This window comes from Erythrobacter sp. RANMB8, from assembly GCF_056848235.1.
The window spans coordinates 39,138-63,296 of record NZ_JBREHG010000007.1; the positions used below are offsets into that span (position 1 = coordinate 39,138).

General features: G+C 66.3%; 33 protein-coding genes and 1 pseudogene. 16 read left to right on the forward strand and 18 right to left on the reverse strand.

The features are described 5' to 3' along the window. Nucleotides 1-50 precede the first annotated feature (50 nt). The 3 genes from ACU0AG_RS10235 to ACU0AG_RS10245 all read left to right on the forward strand — a co-directional run bounded on the left by ACU0AG_RS10235 (nt 51) and on the right by ACU0AG_RS10245 (nt 2,126). On the forward strand, nt 51-236 hold the full coding sequence (locus ACU0AG_RS10235) for a hypothetical protein (protein WP_482782178.1): 186 nt from the start codon (nt 51-53) through the stop codon (nt 234-236). Between the two features lie 62 nt (nt 237-298). Next, nucleotides 299-1,348: a ribonucleotide-diphosphate reductase subunit beta gene (locus ACU0AG_RS10240; protein ID WP_482782179.1), complete on the forward strand. Its 1,050-nt coding sequence runs from the start codon at nt 299-301 to the stop codon at nt 1,346-1,348. A gap of 61 nt (nt 1,349-1,409) precedes the next feature. After that, entirely contained in the window at nt 1,410-2,126 is a 717-nt protein-coding gene (locus tag ACU0AG_RS10245) for a hypothetical protein (protein WP_482782180.1), read from the forward strand. A 63-nt stretch (nt 2,127-2,189) separates the two neighbouring features. On the opposite strand, the gene ACU0AG_RS10250 is transcribed toward ACU0AG_RS10245, so the two are convergent. Beyond that, nucleotides 2,190-2,558 (reverse strand): endonuclease domain-containing protein, encoded by a 369-nt coding sequence (locus ACU0AG_RS10250; RefSeq protein ID WP_482782181.1) that lies wholly within the window; start codon nt 2,556-2,558, stop codon nt 2,190-2,192. 247 nt (nt 2,559-2,805) lie between these two features. Continuing rightward, nucleotides 2,806-2,937 (reverse strand): annotated as a pseudogene (locus ACU0AG_RS10255) (DUF559 domain-containing protein); the annotation flags it as partial. Between the two features lie 215 nt (nt 2,938-3,152). On the opposite strand from ACU0AG_RS10255, the gene ACU0AG_RS10260 reads away from it, so the two are divergent. Next, the gene (locus ACU0AG_RS10260; RefSeq protein WP_482782182.1) at nt 3,153-3,881 is read left to right on the forward strand and encodes a hypothetical protein; all 729 of its coding nucleotides are present in this window, start codon (nt 3,153-3,155) and stop codon (nt 3,879-3,881) included. Nucleotides 3,882-3,888: 7 nt separating this feature from the next. Here ACU0AG_RS10260 and ACU0AG_RS10265 read toward each other — a convergent pair whose 3' ends face one another. Beyond that, nucleotides 3,889-4,554 (reverse strand): hypothetical protein, encoded by a 666-nt coding sequence (locus tag ACU0AG_RS10265; RefSeq protein ID WP_482782183.1) that lies wholly within the window; start codon nt 4,552-4,554, stop codon nt 3,889-3,891. Nucleotides 4,555-4,849: 295 nt separating this feature from the next. Between ACU0AG_RS10265 and ACU0AG_RS10270 the strand changes: the two genes are divergently transcribed. After that, a complete protein-coding gene (locus tag ACU0AG_RS10270; protein WP_482782184.1) occupies nt 4,850-5,107 on the forward strand; it encodes an HP1242/YdcH family protein in 258 nt (85 codons plus the stop codon). Nucleotides 5,108-5,166: 59 nt separating this feature from the next. Here ACU0AG_RS10270 and ACU0AG_RS10275 read toward each other — a convergent pair whose 3' ends face one another. Then, nucleotides 5,167-5,331 (reverse strand): hypothetical protein, encoded by a 165-nt coding sequence (locus ACU0AG_RS10275; RefSeq protein WP_482782185.1) that lies wholly within the window; start codon nt 5,329-5,331, stop codon nt 5,167-5,169. Nucleotides 5,332-5,456: 125 nt separating this feature from the next. Here ACU0AG_RS10275 and argB point away from each other — a divergent pair, with 125 nt between their 5' ends. The 5 genes from argB (at nt 5,457) to ACU0AG_RS10300 (ending at nt 9,072) form a co-directional block, all read left to right on the forward strand. Further along, the gene (gene argB / locus ACU0AG_RS10280) at nt 5,457-6,368 is read left to right on the forward strand and encodes an acetylglutamate kinase (protein ID WP_482782186.1); all 912 of its coding nucleotides are present in this window, start codon (nt 5,457-5,459) and stop codon (nt 6,366-6,368) included. 106 nt (nt 6,369-6,474) lie between these two features. Continuing rightward, nucleotides 6,475-6,768 carry a YggT family protein gene (locus ACU0AG_RS10285; protein WP_482782187.1) on the forward strand — a complete coding sequence of 98 codons (294 nt, stop codon included), beginning with the start codon at nt 6,475-6,477 and terminating at the stop codon, nt 6,766-6,768. After that, nucleotides 6,768-7,664: a bifunctional methylenetetrahydrofolate dehydrogenase/methenyltetrahydrofolate cyclohydrolase FolD gene (folD, locus tag ACU0AG_RS10290; RefSeq protein WP_482782188.1), complete on the forward strand. Its 897-nt coding sequence runs from the start codon at nt 6,768-6,770 to the stop codon at nt 7,662-7,664. Before ACU0AG_RS10285 ends, folD begins: the two co-directional genes overlap by 1 nt. Then, complete coding sequence (locus ACU0AG_RS10295; RefSeq protein WP_482782189.1) at nt 7,661-8,440, forward strand: Cif family virulence factor; 780 nt, start codon at nt 7,661-7,663, stop codon at nt 8,438-8,440. The genes folD and ACU0AG_RS10295 overlap by 4 nt, the downstream gene beginning before the upstream one ends. 2 nt (nt 8,441-8,442) lie before the next feature. Continuing rightward, a complete protein-coding gene (locus tag ACU0AG_RS10300; RefSeq protein ID WP_482782190.1) occupies nt 8,443-9,072 on the forward strand; it encodes a MarC family protein in 630 nt (209 codons plus the stop codon). Nucleotides 9,073-9,103: 31 nt separating this feature from the next. Here ACU0AG_RS10300 and ACU0AG_RS10305 read toward each other — a convergent pair whose 3' ends face one another. Genes ACU0AG_RS10305 through flgB form a run of 13 tightly spaced genes read right to left on the reverse strand, consistent with a single transcriptional unit; the run spans nt 9,104 to nt 18,907 of the window. Continuing rightward, a complete protein-coding gene (locus ACU0AG_RS10305) occupies nt 9,104-10,060 on the reverse strand; it encodes a flagellar motor protein MotB (RefSeq protein ID WP_482782191.1) in 957 nt (318 codons plus the stop codon). A gap of 1 nt (nt 10,061) precedes the next feature. After that, entirely contained in the window at nt 10,062-10,925 is an 864-nt protein-coding gene (gene motA / locus ACU0AG_RS10310) for a flagellar motor stator protein MotA (RefSeq protein WP_482782192.1), read from the reverse strand. 30 nt (nt 10,926-10,955) lie between these two features. Further along, complete coding sequence (locus ACU0AG_RS10315) at nt 10,956-11,876, reverse strand: flagellin N-terminal helical domain-containing protein (RefSeq protein ID WP_482782193.1); 921 nt, start codon at nt 11,874-11,876, stop codon at nt 10,956-10,958. 15 nt (nt 11,877-11,891) lie between these two features. Further along, entirely contained in the window at nt 11,892-13,232 is a 1,341-nt protein-coding gene (gene flgK, locus ACU0AG_RS10320; RefSeq protein ID WP_482782194.1) for a flagellar hook-associated protein FlgK, read from the reverse strand. Further along, entirely contained in the window at nt 13,232-13,531 is a 300-nt protein-coding gene (locus ACU0AG_RS10325; protein ID WP_482782195.1) for a rod-binding protein, read from the reverse strand. The genes flgK and ACU0AG_RS10325 overlap by 1 nt, the downstream gene beginning before the upstream one ends. Then, on the reverse strand, nt 13,528-14,634 hold the full coding sequence (locus tag ACU0AG_RS10330; protein ID WP_482782196.1) for a flagellar basal body P-ring protein FlgI: 1,107 nt from the start codon (nt 14,632-14,634) through the stop codon (nt 13,528-13,530). Before ACU0AG_RS10330 ends, ACU0AG_RS10325 begins: the two co-directional genes overlap by 4 nt. A 10-nt stretch (nt 14,635-14,644) precedes the next feature. Next, nucleotides 14,645-15,352: a flagellar basal body L-ring protein FlgH gene (locus ACU0AG_RS10335; RefSeq protein WP_482782197.1), complete on the reverse strand. Its 708-nt coding sequence runs from the start codon at nt 15,350-15,352 to the stop codon at nt 14,645-14,647. An 8-nt stretch (nt 15,353-15,360) separates the two neighbouring features. Beyond that, nucleotides 15,361-16,152, reverse strand: coding sequence for a flagellar basal-body rod protein FlgG (flgG, locus tag ACU0AG_RS10340; RefSeq protein WP_482782198.1), 792 nt, complete (start codon nt 16,150-16,152; stop codon nt 15,361-15,363). 26 nt (nt 16,153-16,178) lie between these two features. Continuing rightward, nucleotides 16,179-16,952 (reverse strand): flagellar basal body rod protein FlgF, encoded by a 774-nt coding sequence (locus ACU0AG_RS10345; RefSeq protein WP_482782199.1) that lies wholly within the window; start codon nt 16,950-16,952, stop codon nt 16,179-16,181. Nucleotides 16,953-16,965: 13 nt separating this feature from the next. Continuing rightward, on the reverse strand, nt 16,966-17,781 hold the full coding sequence (locus tag ACU0AG_RS10350; protein ID WP_482782200.1) for a flagellar hook-basal body protein: 816 nt from the start codon (nt 17,779-17,781) through the stop codon (nt 16,966-16,968). 36 nt (nt 17,782-17,817) lie between these two features. Continuing rightward, a complete protein-coding gene (locus tag ACU0AG_RS10355) occupies nt 17,818-18,138 on the reverse strand; it encodes a flagellar hook capping FlgD N-terminal domain-containing protein (protein ID WP_482782201.1) in 321 nt (106 codons plus the stop codon). Next, nucleotides 18,135-18,554, reverse strand: coding sequence for a flagellar basal body rod protein FlgC (gene flgC / locus ACU0AG_RS10360; RefSeq protein WP_482782202.1), 420 nt, complete (start codon nt 18,552-18,554; stop codon nt 18,135-18,137). Before flgC ends, ACU0AG_RS10355 begins: the two co-directional genes overlap by 4 nt. After that, nucleotides 18,551-18,907, reverse strand: a complete 357-nt coding sequence (gene flgB, locus ACU0AG_RS10365; RefSeq protein WP_482782203.1) for a flagellar basal body rod protein FlgB — start codon at nt 18,905-18,907, stop codon at nt 18,551-18,553. The genes flgC and flgB overlap by 4 nt, the downstream gene beginning before the upstream one ends. A 249-nt stretch (nt 18,908-19,156) precedes the next feature. On the opposite strand from flgB, the gene ACU0AG_RS10370 reads away from it, so the two are divergent. Both ACU0AG_RS10370 and ACU0AG_RS10375 read left to right on the forward strand, forming a co-directional pair. Continuing rightward, nucleotides 19,157-19,831: a MotA/TolQ/ExbB proton channel family protein gene (locus ACU0AG_RS10370; protein WP_482782204.1), complete on the forward strand. Its 675-nt coding sequence runs from the start codon at nt 19,157-19,159 to the stop codon at nt 19,829-19,831. After that, a complete protein-coding gene (locus tag ACU0AG_RS10375) occupies nt 19,828-20,286 on the forward strand; it encodes a hypothetical protein (RefSeq protein WP_482782205.1) in 459 nt (152 codons plus the stop codon). The genes ACU0AG_RS10370 and ACU0AG_RS10375 overlap by 4 nt, the downstream gene beginning before the upstream one ends. Nucleotides 20,287-20,438: 152 nt before the next feature. On the opposite strand, the gene ACU0AG_RS10380 is transcribed toward ACU0AG_RS10375, so the two are convergent. Further along, nucleotides 20,439-21,509 carry a GGDEF domain-containing protein gene (locus ACU0AG_RS10380; RefSeq protein WP_482782206.1) on the reverse strand — a complete coding sequence of 357 codons (1,071 nt, stop codon included), beginning with the start codon at nt 21,507-21,509 and terminating at the stop codon, nt 20,439-20,441. A gap of 203 nt (nt 21,510-21,712) precedes the next feature. Between ACU0AG_RS10380 and ACU0AG_RS10385 the strand changes: the two genes are divergently transcribed. The 4 genes from ACU0AG_RS10385 (at nt 21,713) to ACU0AG_RS10400 (ending at nt 24,103) form a co-directional block, all read left to right on the forward strand. After that, nucleotides 21,713-22,249 (forward strand): flagella basal body P-ring formation protein FlgA, encoded by a 537-nt coding sequence (locus ACU0AG_RS10385; protein WP_482782207.1) that lies wholly within the window; start codon nt 21,713-21,715, stop codon nt 22,247-22,249. A 77-nt stretch (nt 22,250-22,326) separates the two neighbouring features. After that, entirely contained in the window at nt 22,327-22,632 is a 306-nt protein-coding gene (locus tag ACU0AG_RS10390; protein ID WP_482782208.1) for a flagellar biosynthesis anti-sigma factor FlgM, read from the forward strand. A 5-nt stretch (nt 22,633-22,637) separates the two neighbouring features. Next, nucleotides 22,638-22,988: a flagellar protein FlgN gene (locus tag ACU0AG_RS10395; RefSeq protein ID WP_482782209.1), complete on the forward strand. Its 351-nt coding sequence runs from the start codon at nt 22,638-22,640 to the stop codon at nt 22,986-22,988. A 104-nt stretch (nt 22,989-23,092) separates the two neighbouring features. Then, nucleotides 23,093-24,103 carry a transglycosylase SLT domain-containing protein gene (locus tag ACU0AG_RS10400; protein WP_482782210.1) on the forward strand — a complete coding sequence of 337 codons (1,011 nt, stop codon included), beginning with the start codon at nt 23,093-23,095 and terminating at the stop codon, nt 24,101-24,103. Nucleotides 24,104-24,159 lie beyond the last annotated feature (56 nt).

Consider the following 24,159-nt stretch of genomic DNA (forward strand, 5'->3'; position numbering starts at 1 on the left):
CTCCCCTGCCCGCCCGCCCCCCGCGCCATCACACACAGGGGGAGTTGATCATGGAATTGCCGTTCTGGGCCGGATTGCTGGGGGTTGTCGTCGGACTGGTGTTCGTGGTGCGCGCTGTCATCCAGCTGAAGAAAGAAGGCACCGGCCACGCCCATAACGCGGCGATGATCCATGTGCCGATGGGCGGGATGCTGCTGGTCGGCAGCCTGATCGTGATGATCGCCTACGCCCCCTGATGAATCCGCGCAGGCGCGCCCTGCGTATATGCTATACCGAATTGATCCAGGAGTTACCCGCCATGTCGCTGCTCGAAGCCCGTTCGACCTACAAGCCGTTCCAGTACCCCTGGGCCTATGATTTCTGGAAGCGTCAGCAGCAGATCCACTGGATGCCCGAAGAAGTGCCGCTGGGCGAGGATTGCCGCGACTGGGCGCAGAAGATCACCGATCACGAGCGCAACCTGCTCACCCAGATCTTCCGCTTCTTCACCCAGGCCGATGTCGAGGTGCAGAACTGCTACCACGAAAACTACGGCCGCGTTTTCAAACCGACCGAGGTGAAGATGATGCTCGCCGCCTTCTCCAACATGGAGACGGTGCACATCGCGGCCTATTCGCACCTGCTCGACACCATCGGGATGCCGGAAACCGAATACTCCGCCTTCCTCGAATACGAGGAGATGAAGGACAAGCACGATTTCCTCGGCCAGTTCGGCGTCGACACCGACGAGGATATCGCCCGCACGCTGGCAGCCTTCGGCGGCTTTACCGAAGGGCTCCAGCTGTTCGCCTCCTTCGCGATGCTGATGAACTTCCCGCGCTTCAACAAGATGAAGGGCATGGGACAGATCGTCAGCTGGTCGGTGCGCGATGAATCGCTGCACTGCGAAGGCATCATCAAGCTGTTCCACACCTTCTGCGAGGAACGCCAGTGCCTCACCAAGGCGGTGAAGGAAGACCTGATCGACATCTGCCAGAAGACCGTGCGTCTCGAAGACGCCTTCATCGACCTCGCCTTCGAAATGGGCCCGGTGAACGGCATGAGCGCCAAGGAGATCAAGCGCTACATCCGGTACATCGCCGACTGGCGTCTGAAGCAGCTGGGCCTGCAGGAAATCTACATGATCGAGGAACACCCCCTCCCCTGGCTCGCGCCGCTGCTGAACGGGGTGGAACACGCCAACTTCTTCGAAACCCGCGCGACCGAATATTCGAAGGGCGCAACGCGGGGCGACTGGAACACCGTGTGGTCGAGCTTCGACAAGCGCCAGAAGGCGAAGGCTGCGAATGAGGGCGGCGCTGAGGGCGAGGCGGAGGCCGGGCTGTTTGGGGTGCAAGCGGCGGAGTGATTGCGAGCCTATTGCTATCTACTCACCGGAGCCTTTCTTAACTTCCTTTGACAAAGAGCTTTTGCGCCTGCTGTCGGAATTAGTCCTTCAGCAGGAGCAAGGCTGGACCGCAAATCGCAGCCAAGAATATGTTGAGCTCTCAGAGTCTGAGAGCCGTTCGCTAATTGAACTCCTCGAGCAATTTCTCGAATCTAAGCGAGCCCAACAAGCCGCGTACCTTCTTGAAGAGATTTTCTCTGGACGCGACGGTGACTTGTCTGGCGCTCGCGAGATATTCATGCGAGGGCGAGTCGAGCGCGGTCGAACTCGCGCGGTAGCTTCAGTCCAATGGCATGAATTTTTGATGCGTCTCGGCGCATACCCTTCAACAAAGAGCGAGCGTCGATATTGGCACCGGCCCTCAGCAGAGCCCATGCCGCTTGATCATTTCCTTCGAATGGAAGTTCGCCTCGCGGATGTTGCGGGTATACACCCTAGGGTTCGCGCGTTAATACTTGGATATGTTCGCCTAAATTTTCAGGGTCTTACCCGTGTGCTTTCTGGAGAAGAAGTCATCGAGCGTGGGCAAATCTTAAAAAAGCCTAAGCAAGTGAGCCAAGCATTGCGCCAGGATATGTTGTCACCGGTTGGTATAAAGCCAATCTCTGTGCAAAAAATTACTGCTGTCATGACCATTGTTATGGATATGTCGGTACTATACACGACAAGAGATTGGAGCGTTACCGGGTTCATGTCGACGATTGCTGGCTCCCTCCCACCTGCAATTCTTGACGAATAAAGATTGAAATAGGGGCCTTGGCTTGCGCCCACCCCCGCCCCCTCCCCCGAGCGGGAGGGTAGATCAGCGCCCCCCCTTCAGCCCCCGCAGCCGCTCGATCTCAAGCCGGATCGCGGTCACCACGCCCTCGACGTTCCTCTGCACATCATCATTGCTGAAGCGCAGCACAGTGAACCCGTGCGCCGCCATCCATCGGTCGCGGCGCTCATCCCGTTCAGGCGCAACATCATGGCTGAACCCGTCGAGTTCCACGACCAGCGACAGCTCCCGGCAAAGGAAATCGGCGAACCACGGCCCGACCGGCATCTGGCGGCTGAACTTCGCGCCCGTCTGGCTCTTCGCAAGAAACGCCCACAGCGTCCGCTCCGGCCCCGTCGCCTTGCGCCGCAGCGCACGGGCGCGCGCGGTGTTTCGGGGCTTCCACTCAGGCATTTCAGATAATTACACCCCGCAGTAGATCCGGGCAAGACTCGCCCACCCCCGACCCCTCCCGCAAGCGGGAGGGGAGAACCAGCGCGTTCCAATCCCCCTCCCGCTTGCGGGAGGGGTTAGGGGTGGGCAAGTCCGGACCTGTCGGCGCAGGTCCATCCCGCTGTCATAAGGCTCGCCTTCGGCTCGCTCCCACCCTCTGCCGCTGTGGCTGCGCCACACCTGCGGTTCCCCGCAAGCGGGAGGGGAGTTAGCTTCCCTTCAGCCCCCGCAGCCGCTCCACCTCGGCGCGGATCACGCTCACCACGCCTTCGATATTCTCCCGCACATCGCCATTGGCAAAGCGCAGCACGGTGTTGCCATGCGCCGCCATCCACCGCCCCCGCCCCGGATCAGGTCAGGGGCGGGGGGTGTAAGGGCCGCACCCTTTCTTCGTCGCCCCGTCATGATCCGGGATCCCGCTGCTTGCGCCGGAAACCGCTCTAGCGTCCCCGCTCAGACTTTTGCAGGACTGCCCTGACATTTTTCGTTTCCTTTACAGCGTAACGCTTTGATGAAACTATATTCGTGGGCGGCTCGAGTCGAAGCGAGGGTGGCATGTCAATCAAGTCGGAAATCGAAACTGCTTTGGGAAAAATGCGGCGTGACTTGGTAGTAGACGACCATACGATCGAGCGCGGACAGATCGTTAAAACTACCAAGCGCACCTTTTTCGAAGGATCATTTAGTCGAAGAAACATGTTGGATAGGATTGCCCGCATCAATGGCCCGGCAGGCAGTGCGGAAATCTCAATGGCGCAGCTGGAACTCTTCCTGCTCCGCATCAGAGACGATATAAAGGGAAATCATCGCCACGTATTGCACGATCAATCATGGCAAACCTTTTATCACATGAGCGCCCATCCGGTGCAATGGCAGTGCATTGACCAGCAAGGTCAGCCCCAACCTTTCATTTATCAGCGGTCGATACCCTGCTGGCATTGTGGAATAGTCCTACCAATCCAAGCAATGCAGATTGATCACTCGCGACCAATAGAGGGCAACAACACTGAAGCCGTTGCCAAATTCTTCCGACATGCTGGAGCGACAAGGGCGGCCGCCAAGGGCATGAAGGGCCGCCAAAATACCATTTGGGCTGCATCCGAAGGAACCATGGATGATCGCTATTCGCTTTCGGATACCGGTATTATTTTGTTTCAACTGATCCGTTCTGCAGGTGTTTACAAAAAGTTCGAAAAATCTTGCCTCGACAGCTATGAAAATCTGCGACCGCTTTGTGCCCAATGCAATACCCGCCGAAACAGCCAGCCTCTCAGTAAGTTTTGACGCCCCCTCACCACCCCCACGCAGGCGGCGGCAGGGCCACGGGCTGGGTCAGATCAAACTCCACGCGGAAGTGCCGTTCGGCGGGCGCTCCTCCCGCCACCGTGCGGCGCAAGGTGTAGGCATAGACCCCGCCCGGCGCGCCCACTGGGTCGACCTCGACCGACCAGACATTGGTGACCGATGCGGACAGCCCCTCGCGGCGGAACATCGCGATGGACTCCGCGTCGACGGGGAAGGACTGGATGCGCGCCGTGCCGGCAGCGGCGGTGTCGCCGCCGTAGAAGGTGACCGGATCGGCAGAGCCGTCGGCGTGGCGGTGATCGTGCTTGAGGCGCAGGGCGCCGCCTGTGGTGCGGGTGATGAGCCAGGTGCGCGAGCGGTCCCACGTGCCGTCGGCGTTCTGGACGTGGAACGGCACGGCGATGCGGGTGGCGGAGCAATCGCGCACGGCCATCACCATGGCGCTCCCCGCAAGGTCGGCGTCGGCGGCGTCGCTGGTGACCATGCGTCCGGCATAGGCCTTGCCGCAATGGCTCGACAGCGCGGCCCAGAAGGCGTCCTGCGGGCTGGGAGGCGCGGCGGGCGTGGTGGCGCATCCGGCGAGCAGCAGGAGCGCGAGCGGCAGGAGGCGGCGGGGCGCGGCGGAGGCGGGGGCGGGTGCGGCTAGGGGCATGGCGCGGGGTGTAGCGCAGTTTCCTACCGCCCGCACCCCGCCTATGCCGGACCGGTGCGATGGTGGTGTGGAAGGGTGCCTTTTCGCCGCAAGTGTGCTCCGAAACTGGCTTTTGCTTACCTTTCAGAGGTTTGGCGAAAAATCAGGCGGTTTTAGACCCCTCCCAGGTCGCTCCAGACCCCTTCCAGACCCACTTTAGACCCCCTCCAGCCTGCACCAGAGGCGATTTTGACTCCGGTCAAATACCCGCACCGATCCGGCGGCTAGTCGGGAGGGGTAACCAAGGGAGAACCTCATGTCCGCGCACACCCCCAACGAACTCCACGATGCCTTCCCCGAAGACGCCGAAGCGCTGCACCGCCTCAAGGTGACCAACGCCCACTTCGCCAGGCTTGCCGAGCGGCATCATGCGGTGAACCGCGAAATCCACCGGATCGAGGCCGAGATCGAAGCCGCCAGCGACGAGCGGGTCGAAGCGCTCAAGAAGGAGCGGCTCCACCTGCTCGACGAAATCGCGGAAATGCTGGAGGCCGAGGGCGCGAACCCCGCCTGACACGCGGTTTGTGCGGGCCGGGTATGAGGCGATGCCCGGCCTTCAACCTGCCGGATTGCCTAGCTGTCCTCGCGCGGGGAGGAACGCCTGTCGGCGCCCGAACGGCGCTCGCCCTTGCGGCGGTCCGGGCCGCTGATCGGCGCGTCCCCCTGTCGCCTGTCGCCCTGACGCCGTCCGCTGCCGGGGCCATCCTTGTCTGCATCATCGCCGGTTTGATTGGTCATCGTCACCTCGCTGGGCGGAATGATATCACCACACGCAGCAATTGCCTAATGCACGCAGCAAGCGGCTTGGCCCCGCGCACAAGGGGCGCTAGGGCGCGGGGCGACCAGCGGATTGGAACCCTCGCGTGACCGACAAGACCCATCACCCCCGCGCCGAAGCGCCCGACCTTTCGAAAGCCGAAGTGCTGATCGAGGCGCTGCCCTATTTCCAGCGCTACGCCGGGCGCACCTTCGTGGTGAAATACGGCGGCCACGCAATGGGCGATCCCGAAGCCGCGCGCGATTTTGCCGAGGATATCGTGCTCTTGAAGGCGGTCGGCATCAACCCGGTGGTGGTGCATGGCGGCGGCCCGCAGATCGGGCAGATGCTCGCCCGCCTCGGGGTGGAGAGCACCTTTGTCGACGGCCTGCGCGTCACCGACGAGGCCACCGCCAGGGTCGCGGAAATGGTGCTGTCGGGCGCGATCAACAAGGAGCTGGTCGGCTGGATCGCAGGCGCTGGTGGCAAGGCGATCGGCATTTCCGGCAAGGATGGCGGGCTGGTCACCGCTCGCAAGGTCAGCCGCACCACCCGCGATCCTGACAGCAATATCGAACAGGTCGTCGATCTCGGCTTTGTGGGCGAGCCGGCCCATGTCGATACCACGGTGATCGATACCATGGTGGCAGCCGGCATGATCCCGGTGATCGCCCCGATCGCGCCGGGCGCCGACGGAGCGACCTACAACATCAACGCCGATACCATGGCAGGCGCCATTGCGGCGGCGCTGGGCGCGGCGCGGCTGTTCCTGCTGACCGATGTGGCCGGCGTGCTGGATGGCGAGGGCAAGCTGCTGACCGACCTCACCCCCGCCGACATCAAGCGACTGCGCGAGGACGGCGTGATCCGCGGCGGGATGGTGCCCAAGCTCGAAACCTGCATCGACGCCGTGAGCGCCGGGTGCGAGGCCGCCGTGGTGCTCGACGGGCGGGTGGGCCACGCGATGCTGCTCGAATTCTTCACCGCCCGGGGCGCCGGAACGCTGGTGCGCGCCTGAGGGCGGGAACAGGAGAGTAGCGCCAGGCGTATTAACAGGCTAATACGCTTCGCAAGGGACTTCAAAGCGCGCGCGCAATCCGCGCCCGTTACAGAAAGCAATGGCAATGCAAGGACTCAATATTGTCGTCGGCCTGCTGGAAATGCTCGCCAGTGTTCTGGTCATGCTGGTCATTACCCAATTCATCATCAGCCTGCTGTTCGCCTTCAACGTGGTCAGCCCGTCGAACGAGTTTCTGCGGCAGGTGTTCGATGCCATCGACCGGCTGCTGCGGCCGGTGTTGCAGCCGATCCGCCGGATCATGCCCGATACCGGGACGATCGACTTCTCGCCGCTGGTGCTGATCTTCGGCCTGCAGGCTCTGATTTTCGTCCTTGATAGCATCGTGAAAGGCTATTGATGTCCCACGCCGATCTGATCGACGGCAAGGCCTTTGCCGAAGGGCTGCGCGCCCGTATCGGCACGGCCGCAGGTGCCTTTGTGCAGGCCACCGGCAGGCGCCCCGGCCTCGCGGTGGTGCTGGTGGGCGAGGATCCGGCCAGCCAGGTCTATGTCGGCGCCAAGGGCAAGGCCTGCGAGGCTGCGGGCATGGCGAGCTTCGAACACCGCCTGCCTGCCGACACCTCTGAAGCGGCGCTGCTCTCGCTGGTCGAACGGCTGAACCACGATCCGGAGGTTGACGGTATTCTGGTGCAGATGCCGCTGCCGGGCGGGCTCGACGAACAGGCGGTGATCGCCGCAATCAGCCCCGACAAGGATGTCGATGGCTTCCACGTGATCAACGCCGGGCGCCTTGCGGTGGGGCAGCAGGGCTTTATCCCCTGCACGCCGCTGGGCTGCATGATGCTGCTGAAAGACCGTCTGGGCGACCTTTCTGGGCTGGAAGCGGTGGTGATCGGCCGGTCGAACATCGTCGGCAAGCCGATGGCGCAGCTGCTGGTCGATGCCAACGCCACGGTCACCGTCGCGCACAGCCGCACGAAGAACCTGCCCGACATCGTCCGCCGCGCCGATATCGTGGTGGCGGCAGTGGGCCGTCCGGAAATGGTGCGCGCTGACTGGATCAAGCCGGGCGCAACCGTGATCGATGTCGGCATCAACCGCCTGCCTCCTGCCGAGGGCAAGGACAAGGGTCGGCTGGTGGGCGATGTCGCCTTTGCCGAAGTGCGCGAGGTCGCGGGCGCGATTACCCCTGTGCCGGGCGGGGTCGGACCGATGACCATCGCGGTGCTGCTGCGCAACACGCTGGTTGCCGCGCACCACCATGCGGGGCTGGACGCGCCGGAGGGGTTGTGAGGCACGCGCTTCACACTGTGACGCTGGGCGCGCTGGCTCTGGCGTTGTCGGCTTGCGCAGGCAATGGCGGGCCGCCCAAGCCCAGCCAGCGGGCGCTGGCGATGATCGACCGCGCACTGGCAACCGCACCGGGCGCAGCGCAGCCGAGCACCATAGTCGCCACCGAACTCGCCTTTTCGCGCGCCGCCCGCGAGCGCGGCCAGTGGACCGCCTTCCGCCTTTATGCCGCCCCCGGCGCGCTGCTTCACGGGCAGAACGGCCCCTTCCCGATCGAACCCTGGCTGGCGACGCAAACCGATCCCCCCGCCGCCGTGCAGTGGGAACCGCGCGCGGTCGTGATCAGCTGCGATGGCGCGGTGGCCGTCAGTCAGGGGCGGCTGACCACGCCCGAAGGCAAGGTCGGCAATTTCGTGACCGTGTGGGAGCGCCAGGCTGACGGCGAATACCGCTATGTCTTCGACGCGGGCGGCCTCGATGTGCCGCAGCCGCCGCCGAGAAAGCCGGTCGAGGATGGTGCGATTGTCGTCACCGCGATCGATGCCGTGCTGGGGATGGTTGCCTCCTGCCCACGCGGCGGCGCACCCGTTCCTCCGCCGCCCGCCATTCCGCTGGGGGAAGACGGCAAGGCCGATGCCCGCCTGTCGAAGGACAGCACCCTGCGCTGGCGGTGGGAACACCGCGCCGACGGCACCCGCTATGCCGCGGCGGAATACTTCACCGAGGGCCGCTGGAAGCCCGCCTTTGAACAAAGCCTGTTGCCGGGCAGCGGGGAATAGCAGTGCTCACCGAACTTTTCCTGTCCGCTTTCGTGACCCTGTTCGTGGTGATCGACCCGCCCGGATGCGCGCCGATCTATGCCGGGCTGACCAAGGGCGCGAGCGCGGCTCAGGCGCGCAGCATGGCGCTGCGGGCGACATTCATCGCGGCGATCATCCTGCTGATCTTCGCGCTGTTCGGCCAGCAACTGCTGGGCGCGCTGCATATCGAGCTCAACAGCTTCCGCATTGCCGGCGGACTGATGCTGTTCTTCATCGCCTTCGACATGGTGTTCGAAAAGCGCACCCAGCGCCGCGAGGAACGCGCCGAGAAAATGGCGGCGACTCCTGAAATCGAGGACGTTTCGGTGTTCCCGATGGCAATGCCGATGCTGGCCGGGCCGGGCGCGATTGCGGCGGTGATGCTGCTGATGAACGAGGCTGGCGGCGCGCCGGAAAAGGTCGCGCAGGTGCTCGCCGCGCTGGCGGCCGTGCTGGCGATCACTGCCGCTGCGCTGGTCGCCGCAGGTCCGCTGATCCGGCTGCTGGGCGACAAGGTCGAGGCGGTGATCACCCGCCTGCTCGGCGTGCTGCTGGCCGCGCTGGCCGCGCAATATGTGATTGACGGGCTGAAGGGCAGCTTCGGGCTCTAGAGCGCTTTCCGCCCATTGGGCGGAAGCCGCTCTAACCTCCCGGCGGTGTCTGCTTTGCGACCGGCAGCGACAAGGCCTTGCCCGCAGGGCCGATCCGTTCGGGCTTCGGCGCACTCCGCCCGTCGAGCAGCAGCAGCGATATCCGGCGGTTGCGCGGGTCGGCGGGGTTGTCGGTGACGAGCGGTTCGGTGTCGGCCACGCCTTCGATCCGGGCAATGCGCTGCATCGGCACCCCGCCCAGCACCAGCGCCTGCCGGGTCGCTTCGGCACGGCCGGTGGAGAGCGACCAGTTGTTCGCTGTCACCCCGCCGCGCCACGGCAGCGAATCCGTGTGACCGCGCAGGATCAGCGGGGCGTTCTCGTCCTTCAGGGTCTCGGCCATCACCCCGAGCAGGCCGCGGGCCTCCCTGGTCAGGATTGTCGTGCCGAGTTCGAACATCGAGAAGTCGGCATTGTCCATCAGGTCGATCCGGATGCCTTCGGGCGCGCGCATCACCCGTACCTGCCGCGCGAGGTGCGAAAGCTGGCGGCGCTGGACGAGCTTCTTTTCGATCTTGTCCTGCAATTCCTTGAGCTTTTCGGAGTCGAGTTCGCCCCGCCCGCCGCCCTCCACCGGCCCGCCGGTGACACCGCGAGGGATGGTGATCGCCTTGGTCCCGGTCTGCCCCATGGCATTGGGGTAATTGTCGGCATCGGTGATCGACGATCCGCCCAGCAATCCGTCCGAGCCCGCGCTTTCCTTGCGCATCTTCACCAGCGTGGGAGTGAAATAGTCGGCGATGCCCTTGCGCTGCTTCTCCTCGGTCGCGCCGAGCAGCCACAGCAGCAGGAAGAACGCCATCATCGCGGTCACGAAATCGGCATAGGCGACCTTCCATGCCCCGCCGTGGTGGCCGCCTTCGATGATGGTGACTTTCTTGACGATGATCGGCGCGGGGATCGCGGCAGCCGCACCCTCGCCCGACTGGGTCGGATCGGACAGCGCCACCTTATCGTCCCCGCATCATGTCGAGCAGTTCGGTCAGCTTGGGGCGGTGCGCGGGCGGCAGGCCCGACCGCGCCGCTTCCAGCACCAGCGGCTGCGGATAGCCGTGCAGGCTCGCGATGATCACCTGCTTGATCGAATGGAAGATCTGGCTGTCGTGGGCATTGATCTGCTTCAGCCGCCCGCCGAGCGGCCCGGCAAAGCCATAGGCCAGCAGCACCCCGAGGAACGTCCCCACCAGCGCCGAACCGATCATCTTGCCGAGAATTTCGGGCGGTTCGTTGATCGCGCCCATGGTCTTGATGATGCCGAGCACCGCCGCCACGATCCCCAGCGCGGGCAAGGCATCAGCGAGCGACTGGATCATGTGCTGGGGCTCGTCCATCTCGTGCAGCTGGGTCTTGATCGCGCTGTCGATCACATCCTCGACCGCATGGGTATCGAGCGTGCCCGAAGACACCACCAGCAGCGTCAGCGGATCGCAGATCATCGCGGTGATCACCGGATCGGATTGCAGGCGCGGATATTCGCTGAAGATCGTCGAACTGCCAGGTTCGGTCACGTGGCTTTCCAGCGCCACCGCACCTTCCGCACGCAGCAGCTTCATCAGTTTCGATGTCAGCGCGATCACATCGATGTGATCCTGATCGGTATATTTCGGCCCCTTGAAAATGCGCCCCATCGCCCCGCCGAGCAGCTTGATCTCGTGCATCGAGTTGCCGATCACGGTCGCACCCACGGCAGCGCCGCCGATCATCATGAATTCGAACGGCAGCGCCGCCAGCACCGGGCCCATGGCACCGCCGGCGAGGATGAAGCCGCCGAACACCATGGCCAGCAGCACGACAATTCCGATTGCGACAAACACGGGGGCTAGGCTCCTCTGGCCGGGTCAGGATCAGCGCAGCGCGCGGAACAGGTTGAGTTCGCTCACGCGGGCAAAGGCCGCCTGGCTGGCTTCGAGCGCGGTGAGCGATTGCTGGAGGCGGGCGATGGCTTCGGCGACATCGGTATCGCCCACACGGCTGCGGCGTTCGGCGAGCGCGATGCCCCGATCGGCCTGCTGGTCCTGCACCTGCTCGACCCACGCCATGCGGGTGCCGAGAATGGTCTGGGCGCGACTGGTGGTATCGAGCGCGGCGTCCAGCCCTTCCAGCGCGGCCAGCGCGGCACCAGCCGGATCGGGCGAGCCGCCATCAAGCGCGGCCGCCAGCCCGCCGAGCACCGCAAAGGCGCTGGACGGCGTGCCGTTGAGATCGAATTCGAACACGGCATTGCCCGGCAAGCCGCGCTCGATCGCGGTGCCCGGCGCAACCGGAACCGCGCCGCTGGCGGGCGTTCCCGCATAGGTGACATTGCCCAGCGCATCGCGGGTGAAGGCGGTGCCGGAGGAAAGCCCCGCAAACAGCGGCTCTCCCGTCAGCGATGTGCTGTTGGCGCGGCTGAACAGCTCTTCGGACAATTGCTGGAGCTCGACCGCAATCGCACGGCGACCATCCGGCCCCGTGGGGGTATTGGCCGCCTGCACCGCCAGTTCGCGGGCACGCTGGAGCAGCGCGGTCACCGCTTCGAGTTCGTCGGAGGCCGCACCGAGATCCCCTTCGAGGCGCGATGCATTGTCGCCTTCGACCGCGGCAAGTGCCTCGCGCCGGGCCACGCTGCGCAATTGCGCAGCAGCGGCGGGATTGTCCGACCCGCGCTCGATCCGGCTGCCGGTGGCAATCTGGGTGCGGGTGCGTTCGATCCCGGCCCGCAAATCGGCCATCTGGCTGATCGCACGGTTGAAGAACGATCCGGAGGAATTGCTGACAAAGCTCATGCGGCGCGCCCTCCCCTATCTCAGGCCCAGCAGCGTATCGAACAGCTCGGTGGCGACCTGGATCACGCGGCTGTTGGCCTCGAAGGCCTGTTGCAGCCGCACGAGGTTCGCCGCTTCGTCGTCCAGATCGACACCGGTTTCGCGCAGCAGCTCGGCTTCGGCGCTGGAAGCGACCACGCCCAGACCATCGCTGCGGGTCTGGAGCGCCGAGACACGGCTCGACAGGCCCAGCAACAGGTTATCGGCGGCAGCCGAAGGTCCGGTCGGTGCGGCAAGCGCGGCCAGCAGGGCGGCAAGGTTGCCGGCATCGCGGCTGCCCGCAGGCGAACCGGCGGGCGCGGTGGCAAGGCCGCCTGCCGATGCCAGCACGACGTCGATATCGGCAGCGCCGGTTCCGGCAAACAGCGGCGGGCCGGCGGTGCCATCGGCCCCTGCGCCATTGGCCTGTGCGGTGTTGGCGATGGTGATCACCGATTGCGCCAGCGCATCGAGATCGGTCTGCAAACCGGCCATCTGGGCCAGTGCGGCGGCGCGCCCGGCCATCGCCCCGCCGGACGGGGCAAAGGCAGTCGCCCCGACAGCGAAAGTGGCCGTTCCATCGGCAGCGAAACTCACGCTGACGCTCTGGGCATTGGCCCCCGTCACCAGCGTCACAGGCGGGGTGCCCGCCAGCGTCACATCGGCGGTGCCATTGGCATTGATCGTGGGGGTGATGGCGAATTGTTCGGCGAGGCCCCGCAGCGCCTTGTCCCGCGCATCGAGCAAGGCTGCGCGCCCCGCCGTGCCTTCGCGTGCGCCGACCAGATCGCGGTTGACCGCGGCCAGCTCGGCAGCGAGTTCGTTGCCCGTCAGCACCTCGGCGCCCGCCTCGCCCTGCACCAGACTGCGGGCATTGGCGAGCGTGCTGTCGGCCACGCGGAAATTGCTCGCCAGGCTGCGCGCACTTTCGATCGCCGACAGGCGCAGCGCGGGTTCGAGCGGGTTGCCTTCAAGGCGGGTCAGAGCGGCTTCGAAAGCGACGAGGCCAGTGAACACGCCCGATGCCTCGATCGCGCTTTCCGCCTCGCGCATGGCGGTGAATTCCGCTTCGGCAGCCGCCAGCGCGGAGGACGCATCGCGGGCCTGCCGCTGCACCAGCGTGCTTTCGGCACGCGTGATGATGCCGGGGCGCACCCCGCCATAGGAATCCGGCTGGTTGATCCCGATCGCGCCGGTCAGCACCAGTTCGCCCTGCGTCAGCGTGCGGCGCGCGTAATCGGCATTGCCGGCATTGGCGATGTTCTGCGCCGTCAGTTCAAGGCTGCGGCGCGAGGCTGCAAGGCCGCTGCGGCCGATCGAGAAGATTGCAGTTGGCATCAGCTGTCCCCTTGCGCCCGGTCATAACCGGGAAGGTGTTGCGCAAGCTGTGCCTCGATACTGCGGGCAAACCCCAAGGTGCCGGATCTGGCGGTGATATCGGCGAGATGCTCATCGCGCATGGCCTGGAACTGCTGCATCCCGCCGCCGGTCAGCGGGGTCTTCTCGGCGAGGCTCGACGCCCGCGCCGCGGCGAGCATCTTGCGCACCATGATCGCCTCGAAGCCTTCTGCTGCCTTGCGCAGCTCGGCGCGCTCGGGCGAGAGGACGGGGCCGGAGGATGCGACCGGCCCGATCACAGCACCACCATTTCGGCTTGCAGCGCGCCTGCCTGCTTGAGGCTTTCGAGGATCACAACCAGATCCGATGCACCCACACCCAGCAGGTTCAGGGCATCGACAATCTCGCTGAGCGAGGCTGCGCCGGGCATATAGGCGACCCTGTCGGACCGTTCCTCGACCGTGATGGTGGAGGATTCCTCCACCGCCGTCTGTCCCCGGCTGAAGGGCGCGGGCTGCACAACGGTGGGGTTCTCGTCGATCCGGATCACCAGCTTGCCGTGGCTGACCGCTGCGGGGGATAGGCGCACCGCATCATTGATCACCACCGTGCCGGTGCGGCTGTTGACGATCACCTTGGCGGCCACCGGTGCAGGGGTAACGGCGAGCATCTCGATCTCGGCCATAATGCCCGAACGCAGGTCATTGCCCTGCGGCAGGGCCAGTTCGATGCTCACCCCGTCGGCAATGGTGGCGATGCCGGGATAGCGGCCATTGATCGCGTCGCGCACGCGCGCGGCGGTCAGGAAATCGGCCTTGTGAAGGTTGAAGCGCAGCGGGCCGGCGCGGTCGAAGCCGGTGGCGACCAGCCGCTCCACCGTCGCGCCATCGGCGATCCGGCCCACGGTGGCGACATTGACGCTGACCTGCGAACCATCGCGCCCGGTCACGCCCAGCCCGCCGACCGCGACATTGCCCTGCGCCATTGCGTAGATCTGTCCGTCGGCGCCATAAAGCGGGGTCAGGATCAGCGCCCCGCCGCGCAGCGACGATGCCTGACCCAGCGTGGACACGGTAATGTCGATCCGCTGCCCCGGCTTGGCAAAGGCGGGCAGTTCGGCGGTCACGATCACGGCAGCGGCATTGCGCAGCGTCGGGCTGACGCCGGGCGGCAGCGGCAGGCCGAGCCTGCCCGAAACCCCGCGCATCGCCTCGGTCACATAGGCGAGGTTGTTGTCGCCTGTGCCCTGAAGGCCGACAACCACGCCGTAACCGGTCAACTGGTTGGCGCGCAGCCCTTCGAACTGGCCGAGATCGCGGATCCGCTCGGCCATGGCGGGCGCAGGCGCAAAGGCTGCCAGCAGCGCCATGGCGAAGGCGATCATCTGGAAAATCCGGGTCATGCTGGCCTCCTCAGAACGGCGAAATCTTGCCGAAGAACCGGCTCAGCCAGCCCGGACGGCTCGCCTGCTGCACCGCGCCCTTGCCCGAATAGATGATCCGCGCATTGGCAACCTGCGAGGACGCGAGGCGGTTGTCGCCGTCGATATCGACCAGCCGGATGCGTCCGGCGAACTGCACCCATTCATCGCCCTGGCTGAACATCATCTGCTTTTCTCCGACCACTTCGGCGGTGCCGTTGGGGTAGATCGCGGCGATGGTCACCGCGACGGCCCCGTTGAGGCGGCTCTGCTGCGCAGCATTGCCTCCGCCAGTGAACGACCCTTCCGCCGCAGCTTTAAGGGCTTCGGGGTTGAGGAAATCGAGCGGGCCCGAGGCGGGCGGGGTGATCCCGAAGCTGCCTTCGCGGTTGGTGCGGCCCTGCGTGCTCTTGGTGGTGGAGGTCGCCTCGACCAGCACGATGGTGACCATGTCCCCCAGCGCACGGGCGCGGTTGCCGGTGACGAGATTGGCGTAGCCATTGGCAGGCTGGAAGATCGAGCCCGCGCTCGCTTGCTGCACCGGCGGCGCAGCGGCGTAGGGATCGCCCACGGTGGCCGCGGTGATCGCAGCGCCCGGCGGGGGCGGCGCGGTGAAGCCGGGTTGCGGCCCGCTGCCCCCGCTGCCCATGCAGGCAGCGAGCAGCACGGGTGCGGTAAGGATCAGGATGCGGCCGGTCATGTGCGTTCTCACAGGGTCTGGTTGGCGTTGCGCAGCATCTCGTCGACCGCGCTCACCATCTTGGAATTGATTTCGTAGGCGCGCTGGGCCTCGATCATCTCGACCAGCTCCTCGACCACGTTGACATTGCTGGCCTCGAGCATCCCCTGCCGGATCTGCCCGCGCCCGTTTTCGCCCGCAAAGCCGATCTCGGCCGGGCCGGAAGCGGCGGTTTCGACGAGGAAGTTGTCGCCGATGGCGCGCAGGCCCGCGGGATTGATGAAGCTGGCGACCGATAGCTGGCCCAGCAGCGTCGGTTCGGCACTGCCCGGTGTCAGCGCGCTCACCGTGCCATCGGGGGCAATGGTGATCGATTGCGCTCCGGCGGGCACCTGCAAGGGCGGCTGCAATGCATAGCCCTGCGAGGTCACCAGCGTGCCATCGTTCGACAGGGTGAAGTTCCCCGCCCGCGTAAAGCCCACCTGCCCGCCCGGCGGCAGTTCCACCTGGAAATAGCCCGGCCCGTCAAACGCCAGATCGAGCGTGTTGCCCGTGGCGTTGAGCGTGCCCTGCGCCTCCATCCGCGTGGTGCCCTGCAACTGCACCCCGGTGCCGAGGTTGAGCCCGACCGCAAAGGCGGTCTGCCCGGTCGATTGCTGCCCGGCGACGCGTTGTTCCTGATAGGCAAGCGTCGCAAAATCGGCACGGTCGCGCTTGAAACCGGTGGTGCCGATATTGGCGAGGTTGTTGGCGATGACGCGCATCCGCGCATCCTGAGCCTCAAGCCCGGTGCGGGCGACGTGAAGGGCGGAAGTGGGCATCGGTCAGGGTCTCCTGAAAAAAGGGGTCAGCGCAGCGTCATCAGGCCGCTGGAGGCTTCGTCGAGCTCGCCCGCGGTGGCGATGATCTTGGCGCGCTGTTCGAAGGCGCGCTGCGCCTCGATCATCTGGACGAGAGTATCGGCGGTCTCGACATTCGACTGTTCAAGCGCGCCGGGGGTCAGCCTTGCGGTAAGGTCGGGCGGCAGCACGCCGGTGCCGCCATTGCGGGCAGGCACCTTCAGAAAGCTGTCGATCCCCTTGGCCAGCGGGCTGCCTTCGGGATTGACCAGCCGCAGCCGGTCGATCTGTTCGGCGGGAGCACCGGGCGCAGCAGGATCGCGGGCGAGGATCGCACCGTCAGCCGCGATTGCGATGGTGAAGCCCGGCGGCACCGTTATCGGCGTGCCGCCTTCGCCCAGCACCGCGAGCCCTTCGCCATTCTCGATCACGCCGGATGCCCCGACCCGCAGGTCACCGCGGCGCGAATAGACCTCTCCCTGCCGGTCGGGTGCCTGAAAGGCGAGCAGCGCCTTGCCTTCCAGCGCCACATCGAGCGGGTTGCCGGTCGGCACCACCCGCGCCGCAGTCATATCCGCGCCGCGCACATTGCCGCGCGCCATGGCGCGGGCCCAGAGCGAACCGGACTCTTGCGAGCCGTCCCTGAGCGTGGCGGGGGTGACCGCGAAGACCTCCTGACGAAAGCCCGGCGTCGAGGCGTTGGCGAGGTTGTTCGCCACAGTCCGCTGCCGGTCCATCGCCGCGTTCATCGCGGTCATGGCGGTGTAGATCATCCGGTCCATGGCTCAGGTCGCCTTACTGCTGCCGCAGGTTGATCACGGTGGTGGAGATCTGGGTGGCGGTGTCGATCGCGCGGGCGTTGGCCTGGAAATTGCGCTGCGCGGTCAGCAGCGAGACCATTTCCTCGGCCAGATCGACGTTGGAGCGTTCGAGCGCGCCGCTGATCATTTCGCCATAATTGCCAAGACCGGGGTTGCCGAATTGCGGCGCACCGGATTCGCCCGATGCCTGCCACTTGGTCTGGCCCACAGCCCGCAGCCCGTTGGGGGCGGCAAAGGTCGCGAGCGCGATCTGGCCAACCGGTTCGGCGGTGCCATCGGCAAAGGCGGCGCGCACGATCCCGCGATTGTCGATGGTGACATTGGCAAGCGCCGAGCCGGCAGCATTGGTGAGCGGCACGATCACATCGCCCGGCACTGCCGAGGTGGCATTGCCCGCCGCATCGACCGGAAAGGCTTGCAGGTTGTTGCCATTGGCATCCTGCAAGGCGCCGGTGGCCTGAAGCCGGAAATTGCCGTTGCGGGTGAAGCTGAGATCGCCCGAGACGGGGTTGGCGAGCGCGAAAAAGCCGTCGCCGTCGATCGCCAGATCAAGGCTGCGGCCGGTCTGTTCGAGCGGGCCGAGCGAGAAGTCCTGCGTGATCGCCGAAACCGTCGCGCCGATCCCGGCGGTGCGGCGCGGATCGGTGGCCGATCCCTTGGCGACCAGATCGGCAAACTGGGCCGAGCTTTTCTTGAAGCCCGCGGTTTCGGCATTGGCGATGTTGTGGGCAATGACGCGCAGGTCGATTTCGGCGTTGCGCAGGCCGGACAGCGAAGTGAAGAAAGACATGTCGGGGTAATCCTCTGCTTGGAAGTGGGTGTGGGATCAGGAGCGCGGGGCAGCCGCAGCATTGGCGGCTTCCTGCGCCGCGATCAGGCGGTCGAGCTTGGCGGAGATGTCCTCCAGCGTGGCGCCGCTTTCGGTGGTCGCCGCGAGCGAGGAGAACTGCGCCATCTGCGCCAGCATCGCTTCGTTGTCGGTCGGGGCCAGCGGGTCCTGAAAGGTCAGCTGGGTGGTCAGCAGCCGCAGGAAATCGCCGCCATCGAGCGACCCCAGCCCGCCGCCACTGAGGCGCGAGGGGGTGTTGAGGCGATTGAGCGTCGTCTGCGTCGCGGGCGAAATCACGGAATTGGCGGGGGTGGTCATGACTGGCTCCTCAGGGTTTCGAGCATCAGCTGCTTGGCGGTCTGGAGCGCCTGCACCAGGTTCTGGTACTGCCGGGCGCTGTCCATGATCTCGACCATCTCGGCGGTCTCATCGACGGGGGCTTCGAAGACGTTGCCTTCCGCATCGGCGAGCGGGTGCGAGGGATCGTAGCGCTTGGTCGGCGCGGTCTCGGCGCGCACAAGGCCGCTGGCGGTGACCGCGGCAAGGCCCGATGCGCGATCGAGTTCGGTGGCGAACACCGCGCGGATCGGGCGATAGGCGCCTTCCTCGGTGGTGGAGACGGAACCGGCGTTGGCGAGGTTCGATGTCGCCGCATTCATCCGCACCATCTGCGCGCTCATGGCGCGGGTGGTGAGGCTGAACAGCGTCATGGGGCTGCGGTCAGGCATCGTCATTCACCCTTCAGCGCACGGGTGATGGTGTTGACCTTGCCCTGCACGAAGCTGAGCGTGGCCGAATAGGCGACCGCGTTTTCGGCAAAGGCCACCTGTTCGCGATTGAGTTCGACCGTGTTGCCATCAAGCGAGGGCATGGTCGGCGTTCGCCACACCATGCCGGCGCGCGGGTCGCTCGCGGCGGCACCGCCGCGTTCGCTGGCGAGCCGGGCATCGAGCGCCGCGTTGAAATCGATGTCGCGGGCCTTGTAGCCGGGGGTGGCGGCGTTCGCGATGTTGGAAGCGATCACGCCCATGCGTTCCGACCGCAAGGTCAGCGCCGCGCCGTGAATGCCGAAAAGTCGCTCGTTCACCTCTTAAGCCTCCTGTCGCACGACCGTCCTTGCGCCGGAGCCATTTCCGGCGCGCACCGTGGTTCAGCAGGAAGCGTGCCAAACTTGCGCTGGCACAGGCCTGCGGCAGCCAGCGGCAGGGGCGACGGCGCGGCAGGCGGCAAGGCCTTGCCGGTTTGCAGGCCTTTCCATGCAAAGTGCTGCCGCCCCCCTTAATCCGGCACCGGGCCAGCCGTTCTGCGTCCAAGAGACCCCAACCGCAGAGGCCCCATGCCCGACGCCATCATCCCACTGATCGACCCCGCCGCGCTTGCTGTGGTGGTCGCCGGCACTGTGCTGGCCTGTGTCGCCCGCTGCGGATGGCGCGATTTCGGCGCGGCGCTGCGGCAGGCGGGCGGCCTGGTGCGGCGCGGGTTCGATGCCGATGCCAATCGCAGGGCATTGGCGCTGGCGGTGACGCAGATCCAGCGCGATGGCCACCACCGCGCCGATCCCGCCCTGCCGCCAGACCGTGCGCTGGGGCTGATGCTGGAGACATTCCTGCGGCACGGCACGCTGGAGGCGCTGGCCAACGCACGGCGGGCACAGCGCGCGCTGGACGAGGTGCGGCGAACGAATGCCGCGCAGGTGTTCGGCTGGGCGGGAGAACTGGCTCCGGTGTTCGGGCTGGTGGGCACGCTTTACGGCCTGACCCAGCTGGCCCCCGCCAGCGGCGTCAGCCCGAGCGCAACGATCATGGCCGCAGTCTCGACCGCGGTTCTGACCTCGCTTTACGGCGCGCTGCTGGCGCATCTGCTGTGCTTCCCGCTGGCAAGTGCGATCGAACGGCGGGGCATTGCCGAGGAAGCCGCGCGCGATACCCTGTCAGACTGGTTCGTCGACCAGATCGCCCGCTCGGAAGTCGCCGCGCAGGAACGGCGCGCCCATCTGCGGGGTGTGGCATGATCCGCGCACAGGCGCTCAGGCGCACCGGACACGGCTGGCAGCTGATCTTTGCCGATCTGGCGCTGATCCTGTTCCTGCTCACCTTGTCCGCGCTCCCCGCTGCCGAGGCCGAGAGCAGGCAAAAGCTGGCTGACAGCGATGCGCGCAGCGAAGATGCACGCCGCCCTGCCGCAACCGAAATTGCCGCCGCACAGGCGCTGTTCCGTCCGGTTAACGGCGGGCCGAGCCTGCGCGAATGGCTCGCGTCGCAGCCGCATGACCCGCGAGCGACCCTGACCCTGTTCGTCCGCCACCGCCCTGGCGAGGCGCAGGCGGGGTGGGCAGCCGCAGCCGCGCTTGCCAGCGAGGCGCAGGCCAGCGGTGTCGCCGTGCGCACCATCATTGCGGCAGGCGATGAAGCCGATCTCTATGCCAGCCTTGCCTATGATGAAGTGATCGCCCGCGGCAGCCCCTAGGCTGTATCGACATTCAGCCCTGACGGCCTGCAAATGGCCCGCTTTCCGGCATTCCGGTGCTCACGGCCATTAAGGCCGCTGCGCTCCGGGTCCGCAAATCGCCCCATTTTCGGCGAGTCATCATCTGAATGTCGACACAGCCTAGGTCCGCGTCAGGCCACCCGCACGCGGTTGCGGCCTTCCTGCTTGGCCCGGTAAAGCGCCGCATCGGCCCGCGCGAGCGCGCTGCGGGTGTCGGCATCCTCGGTGACCTCGGCGACCCCGCCCGAAAAGGTGATCCGGCCAAAGGGCTGCCCGGTCTCGCGATTGACCAGCTGGCGCGCCGCCTGGGCAAGGCGCATCGCATCGAGCCGCTGGCGCGCGCTGTCCTTGTCGAGGCCGTAGAACAGCAGCACGAATTCCTCGCCGCCGTGACGGGCGACGAAAAAGCTGTCGCCCGCATATTCGATCAGGCTCGTCGCCAACGCGCAGAGCACGCGGTCACCGGCGTCGTGGCCATGGCGGTCATTGATCGCCTTGAAATGGTCGAGATCGCAAAAGGCAAGACTGAGCGGCACCCCCTTGGCGCGCGCCTCTGCCGCAGCAGACGTCAGCCGCCGTTCGAAAGCGCGGCGGTTGGGCAGGCCCGTGAGGTGATCGACATCGGCCTCCATCCGCGCCTTGGCGAGGCTTTCGCGCAGGACTGCGGTTTCCGCCTCGCTGCGTGCCATGGCAGCCTCGACCTCGCCGATCCGCGCCAGCATCGCCCGCGACAGATCGAGCACCTGGGCGATATCGCCCGGAGCGGCCATCGCTTCGATCTGCGTGCCGATCGCATTGCGGTGATCGCTGGTTTCCGAATGCGCCGAACGCGCCGTCTGGGCAAAGCGCATCAGCGCATATTCGAGCTTATCCATCAGCGTTTCCAGCTCGGCAATCCGCGACTGGCTGTCCGGATCGAGCCGCGCCAGCGTATCGAGCCAGCGCTGGTCGATCGGTTCGCCCGCAATCTCGCGCCGGGCAAAGGCCTGCGCCAGCTCGGGTTGCGAACCCGACAAGCCGCCGCAGATCGTGGCGAGATTGATCGCGGTCACCGGCAGATCGTGGCGCTCGATGAATTCGGCAATCCGGTCGAGCAAGGCACGGCGGGCCTCGGCGGCGCGGGGGGCGGGCGCTCTGGCTGCCCCGTCGGCGGGGGCGGGCTTGCGGTTCGAACGGGAAAGAAAGCCGGTGGGAAAAGGCATGGCGGCCATCACAATCACAGTCTTGAGTGGACAATCGGATTGCGCCCCAAGCTAACCGGTCATGGTTAAATCGGACCGGCAGGCCGCTGCGGAACACTCCCTAGCGATCACCGCCAGGGCCATGCCGATGACCGGGCGTTCGGGTATGGCACGGCTTTTGCTGCGGTCCGGGCAGTGTTTGTCCCATGACAAGGAGCATCTGCATGGACACGAGCTTTTCCTGGCTGCACGGCTGGCGTCTCGCCCCGCTGGCGCTGCCGATGCTGTTGCCGCTGTGCGATCCGGCCGCCCGTGCGAGCGGTCTGACCGATCCGGCGACGATCGATCGCGCCGTAGCCGACTTTACCGGAGCCCCGATCGGCCAGCCGGGGGGTGCGCGCATGGCGACCGACCGCCGCCTGCAACTGGCAGCCTGCCCGGCCCCGCTGGCGGTGGACTGGCACAGTCCGGCGCGCACGGCGGTGAAAGTGGAATGTGCCGGCCTGTCCGGCTGGCGCATTTTCGTCGCCGTGAATGCGGCCACAAGCGGTTCTGCCGGACAGGTGCAGGCCCCTGCGATCAAGCGCGGGGATGCGCTCACCATCATGGTGCGCGGACGCGGTTTCAGCGTCCAGCAGTCGGGCGAGGCGATGGAAGGCGGCGCGGTAGGAGACTGGATCTTCGTGCGCACCTCCCGCAAGGCCGAACCCCTGCGCGCCCGCATCGAGCGTCCGGGCCTCGCCGTGATCCCGGCTGGCTGAGAATTGTTTTAACGCCCCCTTAAACCGCTCCGGTGCCGGCCGTTCTGGCTGGCAGGAACCCAACAAGGACATTTGTCATGCCCTCTGTCGAACTGAGCAAATTGCCCGGAGTCAGCGCTGTCCGCGCTCTGGCGACCAGCGACCGGTCGCAGATCGAGGCGCGCCCTGCTGCCACCGCAGCGCGCAGCACAGCGCAGACGTCCGGGATCAGCCTCGAAATCGGCGCGGCGAGCGAAGCCGTTACTGCGCCCCCGGTGGATGCCGAACGCGTCAGCCAGATCCGTGCCGCATTGCAGGACGGCTCTTACCCGCTGGTGCCGACCAAGATCGTCGACGCCATGATCGCCGCGCAGGTCAGCCTGTCGCTGCCGCAGCAGGATTGATCCCGATGGCCGAAGCCCTGACCCTTGAAAGCCCTGCGAACGGCACGCCGCTGGCAACCAATCTGCGGCAGATGATTGCCGTCCTGCAACGCGAGCGGCAAGCGCTTGCCGCCCTGGATGCCGATGACCTGATCTGCTCTGCCCGCGACAAGAGCGCCCTGTGCGATGCGCTGGCGCAGCTGGCCCCGCAGACGCTCGACACCGAGACCCGCGGCCTTGCGGAAACGGCGCGCCAGCTGAACGAGGTCAACCGCCGGGTGCGCAACCTGCTGGCGGCGAATGTCGCTGCCCGCATCGAAGCACTCGGCGGCCCGCGCCACTTGCCGCGGGCAACCTATACCCCGGCACGCGGATAGGGGGTCATACGTAGGCCAGATGTCGGCCAGTCTGGCACAGGCTTTGCAGTCATTCGTCTGAAGGCCCCGCATGTCGCGGTGCTCCTGCAAGAGACGGATTGCGCATGAGCCAACCGGCTTCGTCATTCGGAATGCCGACAGGATCGATCCGCGCCGGGTTCGAGGCAGCGGCGCAAAGCCATCGGTCGATGCGCGAAGGGCGCGCCCTGCCCGCTGCGCAGCCCGTCGCCGCGCCCCGGGCCGGAACGCCGGTCGAGGCCGCGATCGCAAGGGCCGCCCACGCAACCAGCGTCGATTTCAACTATCTGCTCGCGCAAGCCGAAGTCGAATCCGCGATGAACCCCACCGCCCGCGCCGCGACATCGAGCGCGACGGGCCTCTACCAGTTCATCGAGAGCACCTGGCTCGACACCCTCAGAAAGCATGGCGACCGCTTCGGTCTGGGCGAGGTCGCCAGCGAGATTGCGGTGACCCCTTCGGGCAATGCCTATGTCGCCGATCCATCGCGCCGCGCCGCAATCCTCGCCCTGCGCAATGATCCGCAGGTCGCCAGCCTGATGGCGGCAGGCCTTGCCGAGGATAACCGCGCCCACCTGCAGCCCATCCTTGGCCGGCAGCCGGACCATGCCGAGCTTTATCTGGCGCATTTCCTCGGCGCAGGGGGCGCAGGGCGGTTCCTGTCGGAAATGCAGTCCGATCCGCACCAGAGCGCGCCCGCCCTGTTCGCCCGTCCGGCCGCGGCGAACCGCGCCATCTTCTACGCCCCCGATGGTTCCCCGCGCAGCCTGGCGCAGGTGATGGAGGTCATCGGCGGCAAGCTCGACCGGGCGCTGGATCGCGCCAGCGGCGGACAGCCGCAGCGTTTCGCACGGGCCGTTCACAGCCCCGCTGCCACATCCGCGTCCGGCCACACGCCCTATCCGGTCGCCCGCGACGAATGGTCGGCCCCCGGAGCCCCGCCACTGCTGGCTCAGGCGTCGTTGTCGCTGCCGCGCAGCCAGCCGCAACGCCCGGCAATGTCGCAGATCCTCGGCGCGACCTTTGGCGCCGATCCGGCCACCACCCCGCGGCAGGTTCGCCGTGCCTATGAAACCTTGAGGACCTTCGGCTTGTGACCACCTCCACGCCAGCCAACCCCCGTTCCGGTCCGCTGTCGCGCCTTGCCGGCGTG

Coding starts and splice junctions, on each gene's coding strand:
- ACU0AG_RS10400 (WP_482782210.1), top strand. CDS start 23,093: ATGAGCCAACCGGCTTCGTCATTCGGAATGCCGACAGGATCGATCCGC.
- ACU0AG_RS10385 (WP_482782207.1), top strand. CDS start 21,713: ATGGACACGAGCTTTTCCTGGCTGCACGGCTGGCGTCTCGCCCCGCTG.
- ACU0AG_RS10370 (WP_482782204.1), top strand. CDS start 19,157: ATGCCCGACGCCATCATCCCACTGATCGACCCCGCCGCGCTTGCTGTG.
- ACU0AG_RS10235 (WP_482782178.1), top strand. CDS start 51: ATGGAATTGCCGTTCTGGGCCGGATTGCTGGGGGTTGTCGTCGGACTG.
- flgC (WP_482782202.1), bottom strand. CDS start 18,554: ATGACGATGCCTGACCGCAGCCCCATGACGCTGTTCAGCCTCACCACC.
- ACU0AG_RS10390 (WP_482782208.1), top strand. CDS start 22,327: ATGCCCTCTGTCGAACTGAGCAAATTGCCCGGAGTCAGCGCTGTCCGC.
- flgK (WP_482782194.1), bottom strand. CDS start 13,232: ATGCCAACTGCAATCTTCTCGATCGGCCGCAGCGGCCTTGCAGCCTCG.
- ACU0AG_RS10260 (WP_482782182.1), top strand. CDS start 3,153: ATGTCAATCAAGTCGGAAATCGAAACTGCTTTGGGAAAAATGCGGCGT.
- ACU0AG_RS10275 (WP_482782185.1), bottom strand. CDS start 5,331: ATGACCAATCAAACCGGCGATGATGCAGACAAGGATGGCCCCGGCAGC.
- ACU0AG_RS10270 (WP_482782184.1), top strand. CDS start 4,850: ATGTCCGCGCACACCCCCAACGAACTCCACGATGCCTTCCCCGAAGAC.
- ACU0AG_RS10285 (WP_482782187.1), top strand. CDS start 6,475: ATGCAAGGACTCAATATTGTCGTCGGCCTGCTGGAAATGCTCGCCAGT.
- ACU0AG_RS10395 (WP_482782209.1), top strand. CDS start 22,638: ATGGCCGAAGCCCTGACCCTTGAAAGCCCTGCGAACGGCACGCCGCTG.
- ACU0AG_RS10265 (WP_482782183.1), bottom strand. CDS start 4,554: ATGCCCCTAGCCGCACCCGCCCCCGCCTCCGCCGCGCCCCGCCGCCTC.
- ACU0AG_RS10350 (WP_482782200.1), bottom strand. CDS start 17,781: ATGTCTTTCTTCACTTCGCTGTCCGGCCTGCGCAACGCCGAAATCGAC.
- ACU0AG_RS10240 (WP_482782179.1), top strand. CDS start 299: ATGTCGCTGCTCGAAGCCCGTTCGACCTACAAGCCGTTCCAGTACCCC.
- ACU0AG_RS10250 (WP_482782181.1), bottom strand. CDS start 2,558: ATGCCTGAGTGGAAGCCCCGAAACACCGCGCGCGCCCGTGCGCTGCGG.
- flgG (WP_482782198.1), bottom strand. CDS start 16,152: ATGCCCACTTCCGCCCTTCACGTCGCCCGCACCGGGCTTGAGGCTCAG.
- ACU0AG_RS10355 (WP_482782201.1), bottom strand. CDS start 18,138: ATGACCACCCCCGCCAATTCCGTGATTTCGCCCGCGACGCAGACGACG.
- ACU0AG_RS10315 (WP_482782193.1), bottom strand. CDS start 11,876: ATGAGCTTTGTCAGCAATTCCTCCGGATCGTTCTTCAACCGTGCGATC.
- folD (WP_482782188.1), top strand. CDS start 6,768: ATGTCCCACGCCGATCTGATCGACGGCAAGGCCTTTGCCGAAGGGCTG.
- ACU0AG_RS10375 (WP_482782205.1), top strand. CDS start 19,828: ATGATCCGCGCACAGGCGCTCAGGCGCACCGGACACGGCTGGCAGCTG.
- ACU0AG_RS10380 (WP_482782206.1), bottom strand. CDS start 21,509: ATGCCTTTTCCCACCGGCTTTCTTTCCCGTTCGAACCGCAAGCCCGCC.
- ACU0AG_RS10330 (WP_482782196.1), bottom strand. CDS start 14,634: ATGACCCGGATTTTCCAGATGATCGCCTTCGCCATGGCGCTGCTGGCA.
- ACU0AG_RS10335 (WP_482782197.1), bottom strand. CDS start 15,352: ATGACCGGCCGCATCCTGATCCTTACCGCACCCGTGCTGCTCGCTGCC.
- ACU0AG_RS10345 (WP_482782199.1), bottom strand. CDS start 16,952: ATGGACCGGATGATCTACACCGCCATGACCGCGATGAACGCGGCGATG.